At 40.8% G+C, this 19,304-nt stretch carries 17 protein-coding genes and 1 pseudogene; 2 read left to right on the forward strand and 16 right to left on the reverse strand.

What is annotated here, in order from left to right; all coding sequences use genetic code 11:
- Nucleotides 1-29: 29 nt before the first annotated feature.
- From MKY64_RS19750 to MKY64_RS19760, 3 genes are all read right to left on the reverse strand, one after another.
- Complete coding sequence (locus MKY64_RS19750; RefSeq protein ID WP_036727859.1) at nt 30-938, reverse strand: carbohydrate ABC transporter permease; 909 nt, start codon at nt 936-938, stop codon at nt 30-32.
- A 16-nt stretch (nt 939-954) separates the two neighbouring features.
- Entirely contained in the window at nt 955-1,872 is a 918-nt protein-coding gene (locus MKY64_RS19755) for an ABC transporter permease (RefSeq protein WP_051478221.1), read from the reverse strand.
- Nucleotides 1,873-1,948: 76 nt separating this feature from the next.
- Nucleotides 1,949-3,646, reverse strand: coding sequence for a hypothetical protein (locus MKY64_RS19760; RefSeq protein WP_340955240.1), 1,698 nt, complete (start codon nt 3,644-3,646; stop codon nt 1,949-1,951).
- Between the two features lie 336 nt (nt 3,647-3,982).
- Between MKY64_RS19760 and MKY64_RS19765 the strand changes: the two genes are divergently transcribed.
- Nucleotides 3,983-4,810, forward strand: coding sequence for an AraC family transcriptional regulator (locus MKY64_RS19765; RefSeq protein ID WP_340955241.1), 828 nt, complete (start codon nt 3,983-3,985; stop codon nt 4,808-4,810).
- Nucleotides 4,811-5,052: 242 nt separating this feature from the next.
- Here MKY64_RS19765 and MKY64_RS19770 read toward each other — a convergent pair whose 3' ends face one another.
- The gene (locus MKY64_RS19770; protein WP_340955242.1) at nt 5,053-8,136 is read right to left on the reverse strand and encodes a glycoside hydrolase family 2 TIM barrel-domain containing protein; all 3,084 of its coding nucleotides are present in this window, start codon (nt 8,134-8,136) and stop codon (nt 5,053-5,055) included.
- Between the two features lie 139 nt (nt 8,137-8,275).
- Between MKY64_RS19770 and MKY64_RS19775 the strand changes: the two genes are divergently transcribed.
- On the forward strand, nt 8,276-9,124 hold the full coding sequence (locus MKY64_RS19775; protein WP_340955244.1) for a helix-turn-helix domain-containing protein: 849 nt from the start codon (nt 8,276-8,278) through the stop codon (nt 9,122-9,124).
- A gap of 41 nt (nt 9,125-9,165) precedes the next feature.
- On the opposite strand, the gene MKY64_RS19780 is transcribed toward MKY64_RS19775, so the two are convergent.
- The 12 genes and pseudogenes from MKY64_RS19780 to MKY64_RS19835 form a co-directional block, all read right to left on the reverse strand.
- Nucleotides 9,166-9,402 (reverse strand): hypothetical protein, encoded by a 237-nt coding sequence (locus MKY64_RS19780; protein ID WP_445323314.1) that lies wholly within the window; start codon nt 9,400-9,402, stop codon nt 9,166-9,168.
- On the reverse strand, nt 9,395-9,574 hold the full coding sequence (locus tag MKY64_RS19785; protein WP_036727852.1) for a hypothetical protein: 180 nt from the start codon (nt 9,572-9,574) through the stop codon (nt 9,395-9,397). Before MKY64_RS19785 ends, MKY64_RS19780 begins: the two co-directional genes overlap by 8 nt.
- A gap of 176 nt (nt 9,575-9,750) precedes the next feature.
- A pseudogene (gene sigK / locus MKY64_RS19790) lies at nt 9,751-10,263 on the reverse strand (RNA polymerase sporulation sigma factor SigK); the annotation flags it as partial.
- Between the two features lie 117 nt (nt 10,264-10,380).
- The gene (locus tag MKY64_RS19795) at nt 10,381-11,112 is read right to left on the reverse strand and encodes a hypothetical protein (RefSeq protein ID WP_340955246.1); all 732 of its coding nucleotides are present in this window, start codon (nt 11,110-11,112) and stop codon (nt 10,381-10,383) included.
- 48 nt (nt 11,113-11,160) lie between these two features.
- Nucleotides 11,161-11,346 carry a hypothetical protein gene (locus MKY64_RS19800; RefSeq protein WP_155991595.1) on the reverse strand — a complete coding sequence of 62 codons (186 nt, stop codon included), beginning with the start codon at nt 11,344-11,346 and terminating at the stop codon, nt 11,161-11,163.
- 289 nt (nt 11,347-11,635) lie between these two features.
- The gene (locus MKY64_RS19805; RefSeq protein ID WP_340958137.1) at nt 11,636-13,168 is read right to left on the reverse strand and encodes an AAA family ATPase; all 1,533 of its coding nucleotides are present in this window, start codon (nt 13,166-13,168) and stop codon (nt 11,636-11,638) included.
- Nucleotides 13,138-13,854: an AAA family ATPase gene (locus tag MKY64_RS19810; protein WP_340955249.1), complete on the reverse strand. Its 717-nt coding sequence runs from the start codon at nt 13,852-13,854 to the stop codon at nt 13,138-13,140. Before MKY64_RS19810 ends, MKY64_RS19805 begins: the two co-directional genes overlap by 31 nt.
- A gap of 319 nt (nt 13,855-14,173) precedes the next feature.
- A complete protein-coding gene (sigK, locus tag MKY64_RS19815) occupies nt 14,174-14,704 on the reverse strand; it encodes an RNA polymerase sporulation sigma factor SigK (RefSeq protein WP_340955250.1) in 531 nt (176 codons plus the stop codon).
- A complete protein-coding gene (locus MKY64_RS19820) occupies nt 14,701-15,750 on the reverse strand; it encodes a hypothetical protein (RefSeq protein WP_340955252.1) in 1,050 nt (349 codons plus the stop codon). The genes sigK (MKY64_RS19815) and MKY64_RS19820 overlap by 4 nt, the downstream gene beginning before the upstream one ends.
- Entirely contained in the window at nt 15,747-16,850 is a 1,104-nt protein-coding gene (locus MKY64_RS19825) for a glycosyltransferase family 2 protein (RefSeq protein WP_036727845.1), read from the reverse strand. The genes MKY64_RS19820 and MKY64_RS19825 overlap by 4 nt, the downstream gene beginning before the upstream one ends.
- The gene (locus tag MKY64_RS19830) at nt 16,837-17,943 is read right to left on the reverse strand and encodes a glycosyltransferase family 2 protein (RefSeq protein WP_036727843.1); all 1,107 of its coding nucleotides are present in this window, start codon (nt 17,941-17,943) and stop codon (nt 16,837-16,839) included. Before MKY64_RS19830 ends, MKY64_RS19825 begins: the two co-directional genes overlap by 14 nt.
- Complete coding sequence (locus MKY64_RS19835; protein WP_155991594.1) at nt 17,940-19,004, reverse strand: hypothetical protein; 1,065 nt, start codon at nt 19,002-19,004, stop codon at nt 17,940-17,942. Before MKY64_RS19835 ends, MKY64_RS19830 begins: the two co-directional genes overlap by 4 nt.
- Nucleotides 19,005-19,304 lie beyond the last annotated feature (300 nt).

The raw sequence follows: 19,304 nt of genomic DNA on the forward strand, positions 1-19,304 counted from the left end.
TGTTTTAGAGACGGGTAATATGCCTGTACCTATTCTTTCACCGAGCCGATCATGACCCCCTGTACAAAATACTTCTGCACAAAAGGATAAATGATCAGAATGGGAACAGTTGTAATGACGATCAGTGAATATTTCAAAAGCGTCTCCATGTTCTTCATCATGGTCAACCGCTGAGGGTCGAGCGACGCGGACATGCTGGTGTAGTCGATTTTGTTCTCGACCAGAATCTGGCGAAGCACCAATTGCAGCGGATACAGAGACTGTGAATTCAGAAAGATCAGTGCATTAAAATACGAGTTCCATAACCCCACCGCCGACCATAACATCAGGACAGCAAGAATCGGCTTCGATAACGGCAAGACGATACGGGTCAGGAACTTGAAGTCCCCGCAGCCATCCAGTTGGGCAGCCTCGTACATTTCCTTCGGCAGCGAATTCTGGAAGAACGTCTTCGCAATGATAATCGAGTAAATATTGAGTGCCGACGGCACGATAATCGCCCATGGCGTATTGAGCATCCCCAGATCCTTGACTACAAGATAGAAAGGAATAAGTCCTCCGTTAAACAGCATCGCGAACAGAATCGCCCAGATCCAGATGTTGCGTCCAACCATCTCTTTTCTTGACAATGGATAGGCCATCATGACAGTAAGCGATACGCTCAGCAGGGTGCCGCCCACCGTGTAGAGCAGCGAGTTGACGAATCCCGTCCACACCGCATTGTATTGAAAAACACCAATATAGCCGTCCAGCGTGAAATCCACCGGCAGCAGCCAGACCTTGCCTCCCTGTACCGCCGCTGCCGAGCTGAAAGAGGAGCTGACGATAAAGATCAGCGGGTACAACACCAAAAGCAGAACTATTGTTAATCCGGTGTACACGCAAAATAAAAAGATGCGGTCTGAGCCGGACTCTCGAATCGCGGATGTGCGACGCATGAAATTTCCTCCTAACCTAGAACAGACTGCTGTCTGAAACTTTACGGGCGCTATAGTTGACCGCGGTAATCAGGATCAGGCCGATGACAGAGTTGAATAAGCTGATCGCTGTCGCAAAGCTGAAGTCGGCGTTAACCAGTCCGATCTTGTACACATACGTGGATATAACTTCCGAACTGCTTAGATTAAGGTTGTTCTGGAGCAGGAATACTTTCTCGAAGCCGATACTGAGCAGCCCACCCACGCTGAGAATCATCAGGATAATAATGGTGGAGCTGATGCCTGGCAGATCAATATAGCGGATCTTTTGCAGCCGGCTGGCTCCGTCAATTCTTGCCGCCTCGTACAATTCAGGATTGACGCTGGCCAAAGCCGCAAGATAGATAATTGCCGCATACCCGGTTTCTTGCCAGATGCCCGACCAGACATAGACCGACGAGAAGCTGTCGGCGCTTGCCAAGACATTCGGAGGATTGTTGTTGCCGAGCAGACTGGAGAACAGCGCCAGAGGGCCGCTCGTCGGAGACAGCATGATCTGGATCATACCGACCAGGATAACCGTCGAGATAAAATACGGCGCGTAAGTAAACATTTGCACGGTTTTTTTGAAGCGGACATGCTTCACTTCGTTCAGCGCCAGCGCCAGAATGAGCGAGCACGGGATCGACACGATCAGATAGTACAGGCTCAGGACCAGCGTATTCTTGACCAGCGGCCAGAAATACGGTGACGAGAGAAACAGCTCGAACTGCTGAAGGCCGACCCAGGGACTCCCCCAGATACCCTGAACCGGATTAAAGTTGCGGAAGGCAATCTGAACGCCAACCATCGGCCAATAGCTGAACACGAGCAGAAAAGCTGTCGGGAGCGCGATGATGGCGTACAGCGGCCAGTGCCGGACTATGCGTTGCCGTAATTCAGAATTCGGTTTCATCGTCGATCATTCCTCGCTTAAAAAAGTTGCATCATCCGCTCCGGAGTACCGCGGAGCGGATGATGCCCATGCCGCTTTATTGCAGCGATTCGAGATTCTTCACCACTGCATCATCGCGCTGGTAGCTGCTCGTATCAAACGGGCTCACGATCGCTTCTTCGGTGATGCTCAGGAAGTCTGCCAGACCCAGCTTCTTCACACCCTCCACATATGCATCCCAGTCCTTGTCGATCGATTTATTGCCGACGATGAACTCGGCGGTCCATTGGTTGACGTATGAAGTAATGTTCGTCTTCAGCTGGGAATATTGCTGCGACTTGGCGGGATCGATCCAGATTGAGGCTGGCACAACTTGCGCCGGCTGCTTGCCTTTGTAATCCTTCTCCGTATAGTAGTGCAGCAGCGCTTCCGAGCCGGAGCCATCCGGCGTGAACGGGGATTTGGCGACGATGCTGTTGCGCCATTCCTCCGACTGGTAGATCGGCCCCAGCTGATTCCAGCCCCGGGTGAACGGTGTCGGCGGCTGAAAATCAATATCGAACAGCGCCGGTGTCCCGACCAGTCCGGTTTCACCTTCCTTAGCTCTAGTCCAGTATTCGCCTTCCGGCCCCATGTTCGCCATGGTCGCGCCTTCCGGCGTCCAGATGAAATTCAGCAGCTTCATGATGGCAATTTTCTCTTCTTCTGATGCTTTATTCGTAATGGTGAAGACGGCTCCACTGACACCATTGCCGCTGAATGCCGCGTATTGGGCGCCCCCCGGACCTTTGAGCGGCGGGATGGTGACCCAGTCAATGATTTCACTCATGTTCTCGGCTCCGACGACGCAGTTGATGCAGCCCCAAGGCACTACGCCAACTTCATGATTGACCGCTTGCTTGCTGAGTACGTCATTGGTCTGGGTAAATGCCGCACTGCTGATCAGACCTTTGCTGTACAAGCGGTTGATATAGGAGAGCCCGTCTTTCCATTCATCCTTGATTGCGGCAAATTCAAGCTTTCCGTTATTCATCTCCAGGCGGTTCCCGCCGTCGTTATACACGAAGGCATTCATCAGGAACGTCGTCGGATCGGAGTTCCAGCCGTCCGTGGACCCTGTAAGCGGCAGGATGCCGTTCGACTTAAAAACCTCCAGCATATGCTCAAATTCATCCGTAGTCGTCGGAATACTAAGACCGTACTTTTCCAGGAGCGGCTCATATACCCACAGCTTGCTGGAGTAGTAGCAGTGCAGGCAGTAGTTATAGAACGGCAGGCCGTAAATGTTGCCGTCCGGAGCGTATACCCCTTGCTTGAGCGCCGGCGTGTTCTCGATTTCCTTCCAGACATTAGGCGCATACTCTTTCAGGAGATCGTTTAAGGGCACAAATACGCCTTGCTTGCCGTATTTCAGCAGGTCCTCATTGGTGAACTGCCCCGCCCAGAAGATCGAAGGATAATCTCCGCTGGCCAGCAGCAGCGGCTGCTTGGTCGTAACATCCGTATTAGGTACAGTTGACCACTTGATATCTATATTAAATTTCTCTTCGGCATACGTTGTGAACCAGTTGGTATCCATATTCCCGTTGGTGCTCGATGTGCCGGCGAACAGATTGACAGTGACAGGCTTGCCTTGTCCGGATGAGTCCGTCGGATCCGTTGCGTTTGTACCCGATACACCAGCCGGAGTGGTAACGCTTTCTTTTTTACCGTTATTACTTTGCGAACATCCGGCTAACAGTATAATGACCATGATCGTTAACATTAAAATTACGGTTTTGCGTTTCCCGTTCATCCTTGAAGCCCCCTCTATTTTATTCATGCTGTACAACGATACTGTGAATCACCCCCTTAAACTGAATAATCCATTCTTAAAATTATATAAGATTATCACTGCTGCTTCAGACAAACAATAACTGTAGCGGAATGAAAATGAATACCCTTTCAAAACTGTTGATAACGGATAAACAGACCTCTATCCATTGTTCCAATCCAATAATCAGAAGGTTAGGTGCTGCATTTCGTTCAAACTTTGTCTTGATTATAAGGGATGGCAGTTCAGAGTAAAATCAGGTAAAATTAAAGTATCATATAAAAAAATGAAAGTTGTTGATGGTCCATGGAGCGTTATATGAAGCATTACATGAAGCAATTTCTCGTCACCACTTTGGATCGGACACTGCCGATTTATATAGAACTGACGGGCTATAATGAATGGCAAGAGGAATTTGACCGGCCAGAGGGCTATCACTGCTATCACTGGCTGCATACGGTAAGCGGGGAAGGCCAATTCGAATGTTCGGGAACCACGGTTACGCTTGGACCGAACCAGGGAATCCTGCTTCCTCCGCATGTCCCGCATCGTTATGTCACCTTATCACACCCGTGGTCCACCTGGTACGTTACCTTCAATGGTAATTTAGCTCCGACCATTATCTCCTCATTGGGATTGGCTACATCTACGGTCATTAGCTGGGAGCCCGGCTCCAGGCTGTCCAAGATTCATTACAGAACGCGCCATCTGGAGCAACGGCCATCCGAATTCAGCGGAATGGACAGCTCGGCTTTCGTCTATCGCTTCCTGATCGATCTAAAGCGCTTTGGACAAGTGGATAACCAGCGCTCCTATTCCCAGCATTCGAAACGTCTGCTACCCATGATTCAGTTTTTGGAGAATAATTTTCATGATCCCGGCATCGGTCTAGCCAATCTTTCCGAGTTCACCGGCCTCAGTTCGCAGCGGCTAAATTATTTATTCCGCATAACCACCGGGATGAGCCCTTATCAATATTTGATTCATTTACGCATTCAAAAGGCCAAGGAGCACCTGATCCTGGACAAACACCTGACCATCAAAGCCATTGCCACACTTGTCGGTTTTTTGGACGCGAGCCATTTCATCTCCACCTTCCGCAAATTCGAGGCCGTTACACCCCAGCGCTTCCGGGAGCTTAATTGAAGATGCTGTAAATATCAATAAACCGGAACCTCTTCTGGGTTTATTACTCGTTATTTAAATGTGACATTGTTTATAGACCAACAAAAAAGACCCGCCTATGGCAGGTCTGCTTTGTCTCTCACCGCTTCGCCTTATAATACCCCAATACGGTAATATATCCGGTCTACGGATTTCCCAGCTTGCTTGAACCGGACCTCTTTCACAATCCTTCCCTTACTCAGCCAGTCAAAAATTAGTTTTTCTTAAGAAATGATTTCTATAGTTACCGTATAAACATAGATACCTTTCTTAATTTGATAGGGATCGTGAATATTTTTGGTCCAGCCGGTATCTCCGCCAAGACCTGCATGTTTGTGATCAATATGAAGATAAACAGAATCTGAATCTCCCAGCTCGTCTTCATAGGCGGCGTTGTCATATTGCTCAATACTGTGTCCATGAATATCGAAATGGAAATGTCCCGCTGCCGAGACTTTTACTGCTTGTTCTTCGGATGACAAATATAAATACCGGACATCCTCCTTACCACCGCATTCTACCGGTAAGATATAGGGTACGTGCTGCTGTTCTACAGTACTCTCATATACTCCAACGAATGCGGCAGATTTACGATCCGCGTAGTTCTCCCATGGCCCGCGGCCATACCATTTCATCTTCTTCCAGGCATCAGAGAACTTAAAGCTTAGTCCAATTCTCGGGAGGGTGTCGACCTTGGCATTGTTCACAACTGTATTGGTGATTTCTATACCTTTGCCGCCGACGGTATAATTGGTTTTGGTTTCAATGCATCCATGATATATACAATGAACTTGAATGATAACAGCAGCCGGTGCTGCAAATACCCGAATATTCTTGATTTCTTTCTCATTGGAATGGAGCCCGAGAGCTTGCCATTCATCTGCATAATTGGACGTTTCGAGATGAATACCTGCATCAATTCCTGTTGGAGGGCGATAGAAGTTATTGGTTCCTCCCGTGAAATAATTCTTGTGATTATATTTTACAGCAATGAACTCTGCCGTTTCTTTCGAGAAAAGAACCGTTGTATTTTCATTATATATACGAATTTCATTTGTCGTTTCATCATACTTCAAGCTATCCTTTTCAATATCTCCGGTATGCACTTTATTCACAGAATCCTTAATCTCTATCTGGCAGGCATAAATACAGGCTCCCTTCTTCGAATAAAAGGTGTCCTCGTCTAAATAAGCATAGAAATTAAGAAAAGCTTCCCCGGAGACTTTAGACGAATCGTATGGCGCTTGCAGCTTATCAACGGATCCGGGTGCTGTGTGATATCTAGGCAAACTACCGCTTTCTATCACATTGCCATCGCAAACCAGTTCCCAAGCCATATTCAAATGGCTTAAATCCCGATGCGTGTAATGATTATAAATTCGATAGCCATCATTCCCAGGCATGTAATCCATTTGGATAGGAGCTTGTACATTTTTGATTTCATTCGCAGCCGGCTTGAGAGTGAGATCTGGGAAAACTATACCATTCAGGCACATATCAGGTGCAGGATCAGTAACCTCTTCCTGGAATGCCCCGCCATAGACATACTTTTTATTTCCGTCTTTATCCTGCTTAACCAGCGCTTTATCCTGAAAATCCCAAATAAATCCTCCTTGAAACCGCGGGAATTTATGAATGAGATCCCAAAATTCCTTAAAGTTTCCGTTACTGTTACTTTTCGCATACGCATATTCACACATAATAAAAGGACGCAAATCCTCGCTTTCAGCCATGACATCCAGAATCCAATCTTTCTGAGGATACATAGGCGCCATAATATCGGAGATGTTTGCCGGAGGATTCAGAGACTCATACTGAACGTACCTTGTTTTGTCATACTCCTTAATCCAGCCGTACATCGCAGCATGATTCGCTCCATAACCGGATTCATTACCCAGAGACCAGAGAATAATGGATGGATGATTTTTATCTCTCAGAACCATCCGTGTAGCCCGTTCCATATACGCATTTGTCCATTCGGGGGATGCGCTTAACTGGCCGCCAAGACCGTGTGTTTCAATATTGGCTTCATCCACCAAGTAAATGCCCAGTTCATCACACAAGTCATACCATTCGATTGCGTGCGGATAGTGACTTGTTCTTACCGCATTGATATTCAGCGATTTCATGACCTTGATTTGCTCGCGCATATATTCTGTTGTTACGACTCGTCCGGTTTCAGGACAAAAGGCGTGAAGATTGGTTCCCCGTATAATGAGACGCTTCCCATTAATTCTCAGGACCCCTTTTCGATCGATATTCACTTCACGGAAGCCGACATTCGCGCTCTCAATATCAACTACATTTCCAGACAAATCAATCATTTCTAACACCAATTTATAGAGATAAGGGCTCTCGTCGCTCCACAAGTGAGGATTTGAAATGGTTTTCGTAACCTTTGCTACATATTTTTCTCGCAGGTAGGAATCACAATCCGCAAACTTTGGCGTTTCAAACTCAGTAACCAATTTCTGTTCGCTATCATACAGGGACAACCGCACATGAGCCTCACCATAACCATTCACTTGATTATTAGGTGCAACCGTCACTTTTAATTCGGCATTGTTGTAATTCCCTGAAAAGAGGGTTTCGATCTTATAATCATGAATGCGCATACGTGGTTTTGCATAAATGAGAACATCCCGGTAGATCCCCGAGAGATGCCAGTAATCCTGATCCTCCAGATAAGTCCCGGCTCCAAACCGCATCACCTGAACAGCTATAAGGTTTTGTCCCTTTTGAATGTAATCCGTGATATCAAAAGAAGCGTTAAGCTTACTATCCTGAGAATAACCAACCAGTTTGCCGTTTAACCACAGATAAAAACACGATTCTACACCTCCAAAATCGATAAATATATCCCTTTCGTTAAAATGTTCGTCAACTTCAAACGTTCTAACGTAACAACCGGTAAGGTTACTCTCTGGAACATGAGGCGGATTCAAAATGTATTCATTATTCCTGAGTTGAATTTCGTGACTTGAACCCTCCCCTTTTTGAACAAAAGGATACAACATATTGGTGTATACAGGTTTTCCATACCCCGAAAGCTCCCAATTGGAAGGAACCGGAATATGATCCCAATGGGAAACATCATATTCAGGACTATAGAATTCATCCGTTACTTCATCGGGAGATCCGAACATTTTAAACTTCCACATTCCATTCAGGCTTTTTACGTATTTAGACTTTCTCCGGTCTCCGCTTAAAGCCTGTTCAACGGTTTCGTATACTCCGTAGGGCTCATGCATGGGATAACGGTTTTTTTGAGTAACATATTGATTTTCCCAATCTCTGCTTAGCTTCATCGGCTTAAATAACACTCCCATCCATTGTTCTAATTGGTTGATCTTTCAATGTAGATACCCCTATAATATAAGGAAAATTCCTAATATTAAATGTTGAGTATGGTATTTCATTTATCCATTTTGGTAGGAGTGTGAATACATGAATTTTGCAGACATTAATGAAAATGATGTAATCTACCGATGTATCGGCAAAGACTTTAATCAGGGTATTTTATCTTGCGGCTTTATGCGGAAAAGATCAGCAGAGCGTTCTCAATATGATTTTAAGATAGGATATTACAGCTGTTTTGTGGTATTGCAAGGCAGTGGAACATTTATTTCTGCGGACGGTACCGTTACTCCTATGCAAGCAGGCGATCTTGTTCAACGTCTACCTGAACGTTTGCACTCTACTGCAATTGAATCAGATGGGAATTGGATCGAGTTTTATATCAGTGTCGGGTATCCTGTCTATTCATACTTAAAGACACTTGGAATTATTAATTCCGATAAGGAAGTCCAATCGGCACAGCATACGAATGATTTTTTCTTTGATTTTGTTTCCTTGCTGAAAGCCTTGAAAAGTGCAACAGATGAAAGTCTTCCCTCCCTGCTAATGAAGTCTCAGGATTTGATTATCAGATTGCACAGTAGCATTCATAATGCTCATAGCAATGAAATTGAAAGTAAAATAACAAAAGCCTGCGAGCTGATTAGTGTCTCCAATGATATTCACTTTGATATTCAGGAGGTGGCATCTGCCGTGAATATGGGCTACGAGAACTTCCGGAAATTTTTTAAAGAGACTACCGGGATTTCCCCTAAGCGGTACCACACTGAACATTTAATGAGACAGGCAAAAATGATGCTGCTATCCGGACTTCCCATCAAACACGTAGCCGTTAGCCTTGGTTACGGGGATATATATTCATTCACCAAACAATTTACGAAGTCAGAAGGGGTATCTCCAGGACGATATATCCGTAAAACAAAACCTGTTCAAAATTAAGTTTGAAAAACAAAAAGCAACTCATCCGCAGACAAGTTGCTTTATAAATGCTCTATTGTTATCGGATTACGGATGCATTCCCTGGCTATTCTTATGGCTTCCTTTCCAGCGGATACTTTACTCTTTTCAGGATGCCCATTATTAATTTTACGGGCCAGTGCATCGGGGTCAATATTTACACTTACCCCAAGCCTGTCAACAATCAAGTTGCGGATTGTGCTCTTGCCACTTCCATTATTACCGGCAAACACAAACATCGTTACCTTTGTCTCATTCATGGATGAAATCCTGTTCATTCATTTTCTCAATTTCACCCGTACTATATTCTCTAACAATTTGCCCCTCATTTGTCTTATATACTATATATGTTCCATTTGCTTTAGCATCCAACTTCGCCCGGTCACCTGTTAACCGAATCAATTTAGCAAGGTCCTTCGTAAGATTCATCATTCCACAAACACCTCATTTCGCACTTATAGTTCGAGTATACCACAGTACAGCGCATTTTATATCCGCTTCAATCCTTACAGATAACACAGTGATTTTTGAATATCTTATTAAAAAACACAAACAACCTGCAGGACCGAGATATCTAATGTCTCATTCCTACAGGCAATTTTCTTACCTCACCGCTTCACCTTATAAAACTCATGATACAGCTTCATCAGCGCCCTCTTCTCTATCCGCGACACATAGCTCCGCGAGATCCCCAGCTCCTTCGCAATCTCCCGCTGCGTCCTCTCTTCTCCACCTGTATCAAGCCCAAACCGCCCGACCACAACTTCCTTCTCCCGGTCATCCAGGATATCCAGATTACGATAGATCTTGCTCTTCTCAATCTTCAGATCTACTTCCTTAATTACATCATCCGCTTCCGAGCCTAGGATATCGATCAGGGTGATCTCGTTGCCTTCCTTATCCGTTCCGATCGGATCGTGGAGGGATACGTCTTTGCGGTTTTTTTTCAGCGAGCGTAAGTGCATCAGGATCTCATTCTCGATACAACGGGCAGCAAAAGTAGCCAGCTTCGTGCCCTTGTTCGGGCGCTAGCTCTCGATGGCCTTGATTAGGCCGATGGTGCCGATGGAGATCAGGTCCTCCATGTCTTCGCCGGTGTTGTCGAATTTCTTGAGGTTATGGACACGATGCGATGTCATTTCATTAATCAATTTTAACTTAATGAAAACATGCATTTCTGAACAAAATCTAACTATAGCACTTTTTAATAATTCCCATAAAAATTCAAGTTTTCTACTTTAGACCTCGTTGTTGTAGCGTGATTTATACTTAGCAAAGCGTTCATGGTTCATAAATCCTTCTCGATACTTTTGGTTTATTTTAACTGCTTGGACAAATCTCATATGGATTTGTTGGTTTCTTTTTGCGAAAGAACATTTTTCAAGTGCTAAATACCACAAGTCAAAAATAACGATAGTAAGATACCCGATCTCCCAAAGGAAAGCTTTTTGCATCACTACATCACGACTATCGATAAAACCAAAATGATCCTCTTTACTAAGCGAATTAAACATATTCCCATGTGCATAAAAATTATTTATCATATCTTTAATTTGCTTTAGCTTTTGAGAATGACTTGGAAATTCTTTTTCCACATATTTAAAAGAATTAACTAGGGCCGCCTTTATTGGCTTTGCCCCATCTTCATCCTGACCAAGGAATTTCTCAATGTTTGGTTCGACAAGAGAATAAGCCGCCAAACATGCTTTTTCAATAGCTTGACGTTTCATTAATTTTGATTGTGTCTCATGTCCTCTTAGAGCAGATAGTAAACAAAGATACAAATCATTTTTAACCTGGTTACTTAGAAGAAAAAAACTTCCTGCCTTCTTATCTTCAAATATAACAATATCCGATAAAAGAACAAGTAGCTCATTAATATTAGAAATAAGATCTTGACTCTTTTTTAATGAATCTTGCAATACCATTTCCTCTTTATGAATATAATCACCGATATCATTTTTTCTCATCAGGGCCTCCCTTCCATTCCCTCCGGAGCCTCTACCCGGGCATCTATATTATAATTTTCCTAGTAAGACACGTTGACGATAATCTCTAAGCATTTGATTCAGGACTTTTCCCGTTTTCAACCGAACCACGACCTGCTCTTCTTGACGTTTGGTATTAGCCTCAATCCATGGCCATTCACCATCAAGAGCAGTTAAGCCTTCTAGGAAGTCATCTTTGTAACGGTGTATATTCAAGAAATGCATTCTCCATTGTATCTTCAAACAACAAGATGACCTCGAAGAACCTTCCTCGAGCAAAGCTTGCTTCAGGTTCTTCTTCATCATACAAAAACTCATTAAGCTTATAAGCGGGACTATTCTTAATAAAATATTTCAAGGCATAATCTGCATGAACTCTATATTCTCCAAAATAAAGGAATTCCCGTTCTGGTGTAGGGGTTACATACCGTCCACTGTCTAAATAAACTATCTGTTTACCATATAGTTATATTCTTTCTTAATAAGAAGGATAAGAAGGACTCAATCATGATACCTGTGCTTGAGGAATCTTATTTTCTTCCTCAATGCCCATCATCATATTGTAATGTGCATGATGATTTGTAACCTTGAATATTTTCTCGAAAATATTCAGGTACCTAGCATTTGTATCTAATGGATGCTCAATATACAAATCATCACTTGCAAAATGAGACCCATCATTCGCCCAGGACAAAAGCGATTTACATACTACCTTTTCTTCTTCATCGAATTTATTCAGTATATCATCTTCACTAAAATTTCCAAATACTTTGAAATAGTTTTCTATAATTCTACGAATCAAGTTTTGAACCGTAGTTGAAGAACTAATCTGTGTTGCTGATCTAAGTTCTTGCCACATTAACTCGTACGAAGTTTTAATTGGATTTGTATCGTAAGATTGAGCCGCTGTAACATCATTATTAACTTTTCGAATAATCCAAAAAGTTTCATCATGTAATTTAACGCCCTTTGAACGCTTTTTATTAAACGTTACTTCCTTGTGAAAGTAGACATTATGGGTTAAAACAAATAATTGAACAACATTGTTTTTATTGTTCCTGCTATCCTCTATAAGTTTCAAAATGAGATTGCTAACGATAAATAATACGTTGCTATCCAAGCTAGAAATTGGGTCATCTATCACAACGACTTTATTCTCTGAAATAAGATCTCTGTTATTACTTCCATTCAATAAATGCATAAAATATAAAAAGGTTACGAATGTTTTTTCTCCTTCACTTAACGTCTGATTTACATCTTCTCCAGTGGATCGTACCAATCGATAATTACCCTGGTTTTGTGTATGCGCAAATTTAAAATTTGTAAAATTATATGCTTTTAACAGACGGTTCATCTCATTAACGGATGGAATTACACTAGTGATTTGAGCCTCCAACCCCTCAACTTCTGAAATTAATCTGTTTTTCTCAGATGTTTTTGACGTAATCCTATCCTTTATCCCCGTTATCGCATTCTTAATGTTAAATTCTTTTCGTACATATTTTTCGTGATTATGCAGATTCTCATTTGCTATGAATCTCAATATCTGATTCTTTAGTAGTTGTTCTTCCAGAGTCCGATTACCAATCAACCTATTATGTCCATGAATCTCCTGATTTACTCTCTCAATTTCCAGATTGATATTTTTTACAAATTCATCAACAGGAACTAGTGTCATTCCTTTACTCGGTTCTTTTTGTTTTTGTTCAATCAATTCGAGATTGATTTCATTCTTCGATCTGATTAGTTCAAACTGTTGATAAATTTTCTCTTTATCGATATATGGCAATTCCTTTTCCAATAGGTCCTGGATTGAAGTTTTAAGAATACTATAAGATTCCATGTACTGATCAACACACTTTTTTAATTCCTTCATCTCATTTTCATAAGTTTCATTAAAATACTCTTCTAATTGATGTAGAAAACCAACCGGCAATGACTGTTGACAAAAAGGGCATTTACCTTCTGAATTATGTACATGATCATATCCTCTTTTTACCCAATCGCTTATTGCCAGTTTAGAAATGAGAGCGGCGATATCAACCTCTTGTTACCAACAATTTGATTTTGGTATATCTGACTTGAACAAGCAGCGTCTAGTTCGTCATTTTTTATTGATTGTATAGCTTGAATTATCACTAAACTTCCATTGAATAATTTATTTGAACGAGCGCGTAAATTTTCAACATCACATAACATACCTTCAAGTGAATGCGACTGTTTACATTTATTCATAAAGTTAATTTTATTATTTCGAACACCTGAAAAAGCTTGCAAAAACTCGTTATCATATTTTCTTTTCATTTCCCAACAATCATCTATAAACTCATTTTCATTCGAGGTATATTCTTCTTCTTTATTGGATAAGTTAGTGCGCATTTTCCGAATCTCTTCATCTAATTTATCAACCAGCCTCTTTTTTTCAGTAATTTCGTTTTTTATTTCAGTTGACTCCTTACCTAATGTGAATATACCTTTTATGTTCGATTCCTGATGGAAATTTTCCTCAACGAATTTCTGGTTATATACCAATGTTTTTAATGGTTGAGATACCCAATTAATATTACAATCTGAAAAGTTATCAATATTCTTCATAACATTTGATAATGATGTTTTCCCACTTCCATTAGAACCGTAAAAAAAATTAATTTTATTTAATCCGCTAAAGACAACACCTATATCGTTATAAGTGGCTATCTTCTTAATGGAAATCTCTTGAATCATTACTTTTCACCCCTTAACCGTTAATTGAGCGTGATACGCCATCAGATCATTATCTGTTCACGAATAGCAATATTCCTGGATTTTACAGCTGCACGTTGCGCTTTCGCAGTTTCTTTAATCAATTTAATAACTGTAATTCCAAAACTCCTAGCCACCTCACCCCCTCTAAATTACCTTGTATTGAATCACATATATCCAAATTATAACATCAGATTTCAAATGTTTTACATGGAAATCCGACTTTTCACATAATTCTTTTGAACTACTTATCCATATTTCGACAACAAAAAGAGCCTGTCAAAAGACAGACCCTATACTCTTACCGCTTCACCTTATAAAACTCATGATACAGCTTCATGAGTGCCCTCTTCTCTATCCGCGACACATAACTCCGCGAGATCCCCAGGTCCTTCGCGATCTCCCACTGCGTCCGCTCCTCGCCTCCAGTGTCCAGGCCGAAGCGGCCGACGACAACCTCTTTCTCCCTCTCGTCCAAGATATCGAGGTTACGGTAGATCTTGCTCTTCTCTATCTTCAAATCCACTTCCTTAATCACATCGTCCGCTTCCGAGCCGAGGATATCAATCAGCGTGATTTCATTACCTTCTTTATCTGTCCCGATCGGATCGTGCAGGGATACGTCCTTGCGAGTCTTTTTCAGCGACCGAAGATGCATCAGGATCTCATTCTCTATACAGCGAGCTGCAAAAGTAGCCAGCTTCGTGCCCTTGTTCGGGCGGTAGCTCTCGATAGCCTTGATCAGACCAATGGTGCCGATGGAGATCAGGTCCTCCATGTCTTCGCCGGTGTTGTCGAATTTCTTGAGGTTGTGGACACGATATGATATCAAAGTCCACTAGCGGCATATTTTGTTAGTATCTCACCAAAAAAACTGTTTTTAGGGATTAACTCTTTAAGAAACTCTATATCCCAAAAATATTTCAATATTGTTGCCCCATACGGAATAAGTTGCTCATATTCCAGTTCCATAAACTCAATTTGATACAACTCTTCCATTTTATAATTCTCGATATCTTGAGAAAAGTACTTTTGCTCAAATTCAAATAATTCAACTATATTAAAATCTGTGCATAAAGGGCTATTTTTAAATAGTCCCTTTTCATGGATTCTCTTAAAAAAGATTAATATGATGTATCTGGTAATTTTGGAATACCAGTAATGATGAATAGTACAATCAGTGTTGCAGATCTTATACTGTTTACCATAAACAAATGACAGAGCAAATTGCTCTAAAATGCGGTAATGAAACTTCTCATAAATCGTATCTATCATTTCCAGGACCTCATCCAGTGAAGAAAGATGGGATTTATTAAGTCCAACTACACCTGAATTCCACATTTCCATAGTAAGAGGTACTTTAATTTCTTTAGCACTTGTGGTCATAAAACTGTTATCTTTAATAAAATTCAACAGACTGAGTTCAGAGTTCTGCTCTTTGGGGTCGATGACCACTTCCTGATGAATCCGCATTCTTTGCTCAAGCGTATTTTCCTGAGCATACATATGAAATTGATTTTGGCTAATTCCGCAGAATAACTCCTCCAGATTATCTTTTATAAAGATGGTATCTGTATCTACTAATAATAGATTGCCCGGATATTTGCCCATACAATCTTGGAGTAATTTAATTTTCGCTCTATAAACATAACCTCCTTTCATCCAAGATTCTCTCAGTGTTTCTGTCAACTCCTGATAGATAATTCTGTCGTTCTTTCCAAACACACGTGTGAAAAAATCGCTTTGATCCGTATAAATTATAATGCTAATGTCTTTATGGTCTTCAAAGCCAGCGGAATAATAAAGTGACAGAATTGAATAGACTGCTTCCAGAGCAAATTCACGTTTTCCGTAAGCCAAATAGGCAATATAGTTCATTTCTCGCCTCCGTCCAGAACAGTACTATAAGTAAGTTTTTTGGACATTGGGAAATATTTAATAACACTCCTGGTCTCGCCCAGCAGCTGAATATATATATCCAGGTCTGTAGATTCAATGTAATCGTACACAACCAGTTCCAGGCCTTCTTCATTAAGACATTTTATAATAACCTGCTTGATTTCTAGTAATTCTTCAGTTTGCTTGAGATTAAGTTCAATTCTTCTGAGAATAGCATGAGCAGGAGTAAGCAACTCCAGCATTTGATCATTCATAAAATAGTCAGTTAAATTTTCAGGCAACTGATTCAGCGCATCCGGGTATTTCTTAAAAAAGAGGCTGATATTGTTTGTGAATTCAATTACTTTCACGTTCTCAGGTGTATCTCTCATCTCGTTGTGAGGCTGATGCAAGACTTCGATTTTATGATTTATAATAAACTTAACGCCCGCTTTAAAAAGTCTGTACATTAGTTCTGACTCATCAAAGCCCCAGCCTTTTATTTCTTCACTAAAGAGCCCTACCTTATTAATATAGGCCTTGGGAATGGAAACAATATTTGTATGCGCCATAAGCCAGGGGTGCCTCATAGCATTGGAGTTGTAAGAAAGCACATTATATTTTCTGTAGCGGTCATCCAGAGATTCATTATTACTGCCGTCAAATCTGTGCTTCATGAATATACTTTGATCATGCACCGCTTCATACTCCACATTCCGCTCCAGCATAATCCGTGCTCCAGCAACTACAATATTACTGTCCATCGAATAACATCTATCAAATTCACTCAATAGATTTTTATTGGCTAAAACGTCTCCGTCCATACAAATAATAATCTCACCGCCGGCTTCCTTGATTCCCAAATTTCTCGCCCTATTTCGGCAGGATAACTGGCTTCTTTCCGTAAAGATATACTTCATTTCATAATTTCTGTTAATCCCCTGTACATATTCTTGCGTTCCGTCCATAGATCCGTCATCTGAAACAATAACCTCAAACTCATCCCTTCCGAATCCTTCCATATAGTTTAACGCTTCTAATGTATTTCTCAAGGTTTCTCTCATTTGATATGTAACGATGACAATGCTATATTTTCTCATACACAGCCTCTCTTTTCTCAAAGATAAATTTCATTGTCATTGGATAGTATCTTATAGAGCTTTTTCTTTTCCCCAGCAACTGGATCCAAATATCTAAATCTGTATCCTCAATGAAGTCATAGATCTCTAATTCGTGTCCCTCCCAATCAGAGATCTTTTCAATTGTTTCTTTGAGCATTTCCAGATCCTGTTTTTCACTGAACTCGAACTTCAATTTTAATGGATTATTTTTGCGGGCCTCCAACATATTATACCTCGTGGCTATACTGCTAAAGAATGCATACACTTCCTCATCCGACAGCGGCAACACACCGCGATGCTTGCGCAGGAATACATCAATATTTTTATACAGTCCCTCTATTTTATCTTCTTCAACGAAATTCCCATGATTTCCATGCAGTTGATGCAAAACCTCCAGCTTACTATTTATTATTACTTTCACACCTGCTTTATACAGTCTGTAGGATAATTCAATATCTTCAATCCCCCAGAATATTAACTCTTCGTCAAATCCGCCAGCCAGTTCTATTTTGCTTTTAGGTACGGCCAGATTGCACGTTAAACCATAGATATAAGGGAATTTCATCGCAGAGCTGTTATAAGAAAGTTCATCAAAGATGGGAAGGCGAAAGTCAAACATTTCCGGCTTATCTGCTGTTAAAGAAAATTTATCAAAAACACTTTTATTACATATGTCCTGGTATGTAACATTATCTCTAAGCATTAGCCGTGTACCCACTACCATCGCTTCCGCTTCCATCCGATAGACACGATCCAGTTCGGCCAGGTAATCAGGTTTTACAATAATATCTGCATCAATAAATATAATATATTCTCCTCTGGCTACCTTCAAGCCGTGGTTCCTGGCTCTAGATCTGCTGGATAATTCATCTCTATCAAGATATAAATAATCCAAATCATAATTTTGATTTATATTTTCAATAAAGGGATATAACGGATAGTTCGAGCCATCATCTATCACTATAACCTCATATTCGTCTCTCACGTAACCTTCTTGATAATTAAGCGCTTTCAGACAATTAAGAAGAAGATCCTTATTCTGGTAAGCAGGTATAATAAAGCTAAATCTCATTGAACAACCTCCTTCCCGTTCCTGAATGCATTTGTCTGTCTGATCTTCTCCAGAAGCTCCGACAAAATCATTTGTTCTTTATGAGCAATATCGTCTAGTGAATTCACAATAGTATCGATGCATGATTTATTCCCTGTTAACATATATTTAATCATAAGCCCATGGAAAATAACGAACCTCTTTTCTATTTCGACATAATGTTCATATAAAGGTTCTATACCCATGAGATATCCTTTGTCGTGCATGTGCTTTATCCTTTTCAACATACATCTTTTATGCTCAACTAAAATACTAGTAATTCTTGTATCATATTTTATTTTACGATTTATCAAATGCATATAATATTTTTTCAAATAAGGATACACCTCCATTCCAAAAGCTTTGTTCTCATTTGACCATGGATTACTTGATGCCCGATGTTTTTCGGAGGTATTTATGCCAAATAAATAATCATGGAGCAGTTCTTCTACCAGCTTCAAATCAAAATTGTACTGCCCATGATTATTGAATTTGAAAAGATAGACCCAATCGTGCCAATAAGGAATATTTTTATTAATAGAATAGCCTTGCAAAAAACCCTGTTTAAATGTATCGAAACTAATCTCGAAGTGATCAAAGAGCGCATTTTTGTCATACGCTATGACCATAAAGATACTTTTTTCCTCATCATAACCATAAATCATCAGATCATGTAAAAAATGATGTTTTCGATGATCCATTCTAAATGGAACATAAAAATCATCTAAATGACCATAAAAATAGTAGCCAAGATCGATATGGCCGATAATAAACTTGATGATGTCCTGCTGTGTTTTAGCCAATGTACATCCTGACAAATGCTGATTTTTAAGCCAAGGGGAGGTGAAAGCCTGATTTTTCCCGTAAAACTCTAGAAATAAATACCCATCCTCCAATATATTTTTACTACAGAATAACTGAATATAGTTACTATAGAACCAATCCAGATAATCTTCTGTATTAGCCAAGATAGATAGCGGACAGGCATCGTATAGATAGCATTTTACTAATGGCTTACTAATGGGCAAAACATTTCGACTCATCGCTATCCTCTCCAAATATTCAAATTCATAGAACTTTCCAATAATTATCCCCACACTATGTTTCTCTAGTTTGTTTTCAATTTTATACCAATACATGCCAAGTAAAGTATGATAAATGATATAATTCTTATAAAATGAAATAATATTAGATGATCTATACTCGTTGGATCAGGATTTTCTCACCGAGATTCAAGCTAAAGAAAAAGAAGGACAGTATAATGAGAGACAAAATTCGAATTATTAATTATGTTTAGATAAACAGAACTTTCAGGTGGCGAATTCAAGAAGCAAAATTGAAGT

The organism is Paenibacillus sp. FSL R7-0210, from assembly GCF_038009085.1.
Taxonomy (GTDB): Bacteria; Bacillota; Bacilli; order Paenibacillales; family Paenibacillaceae; genus Paenibacillus_AQ; species Paenibacillus_AQ silagei.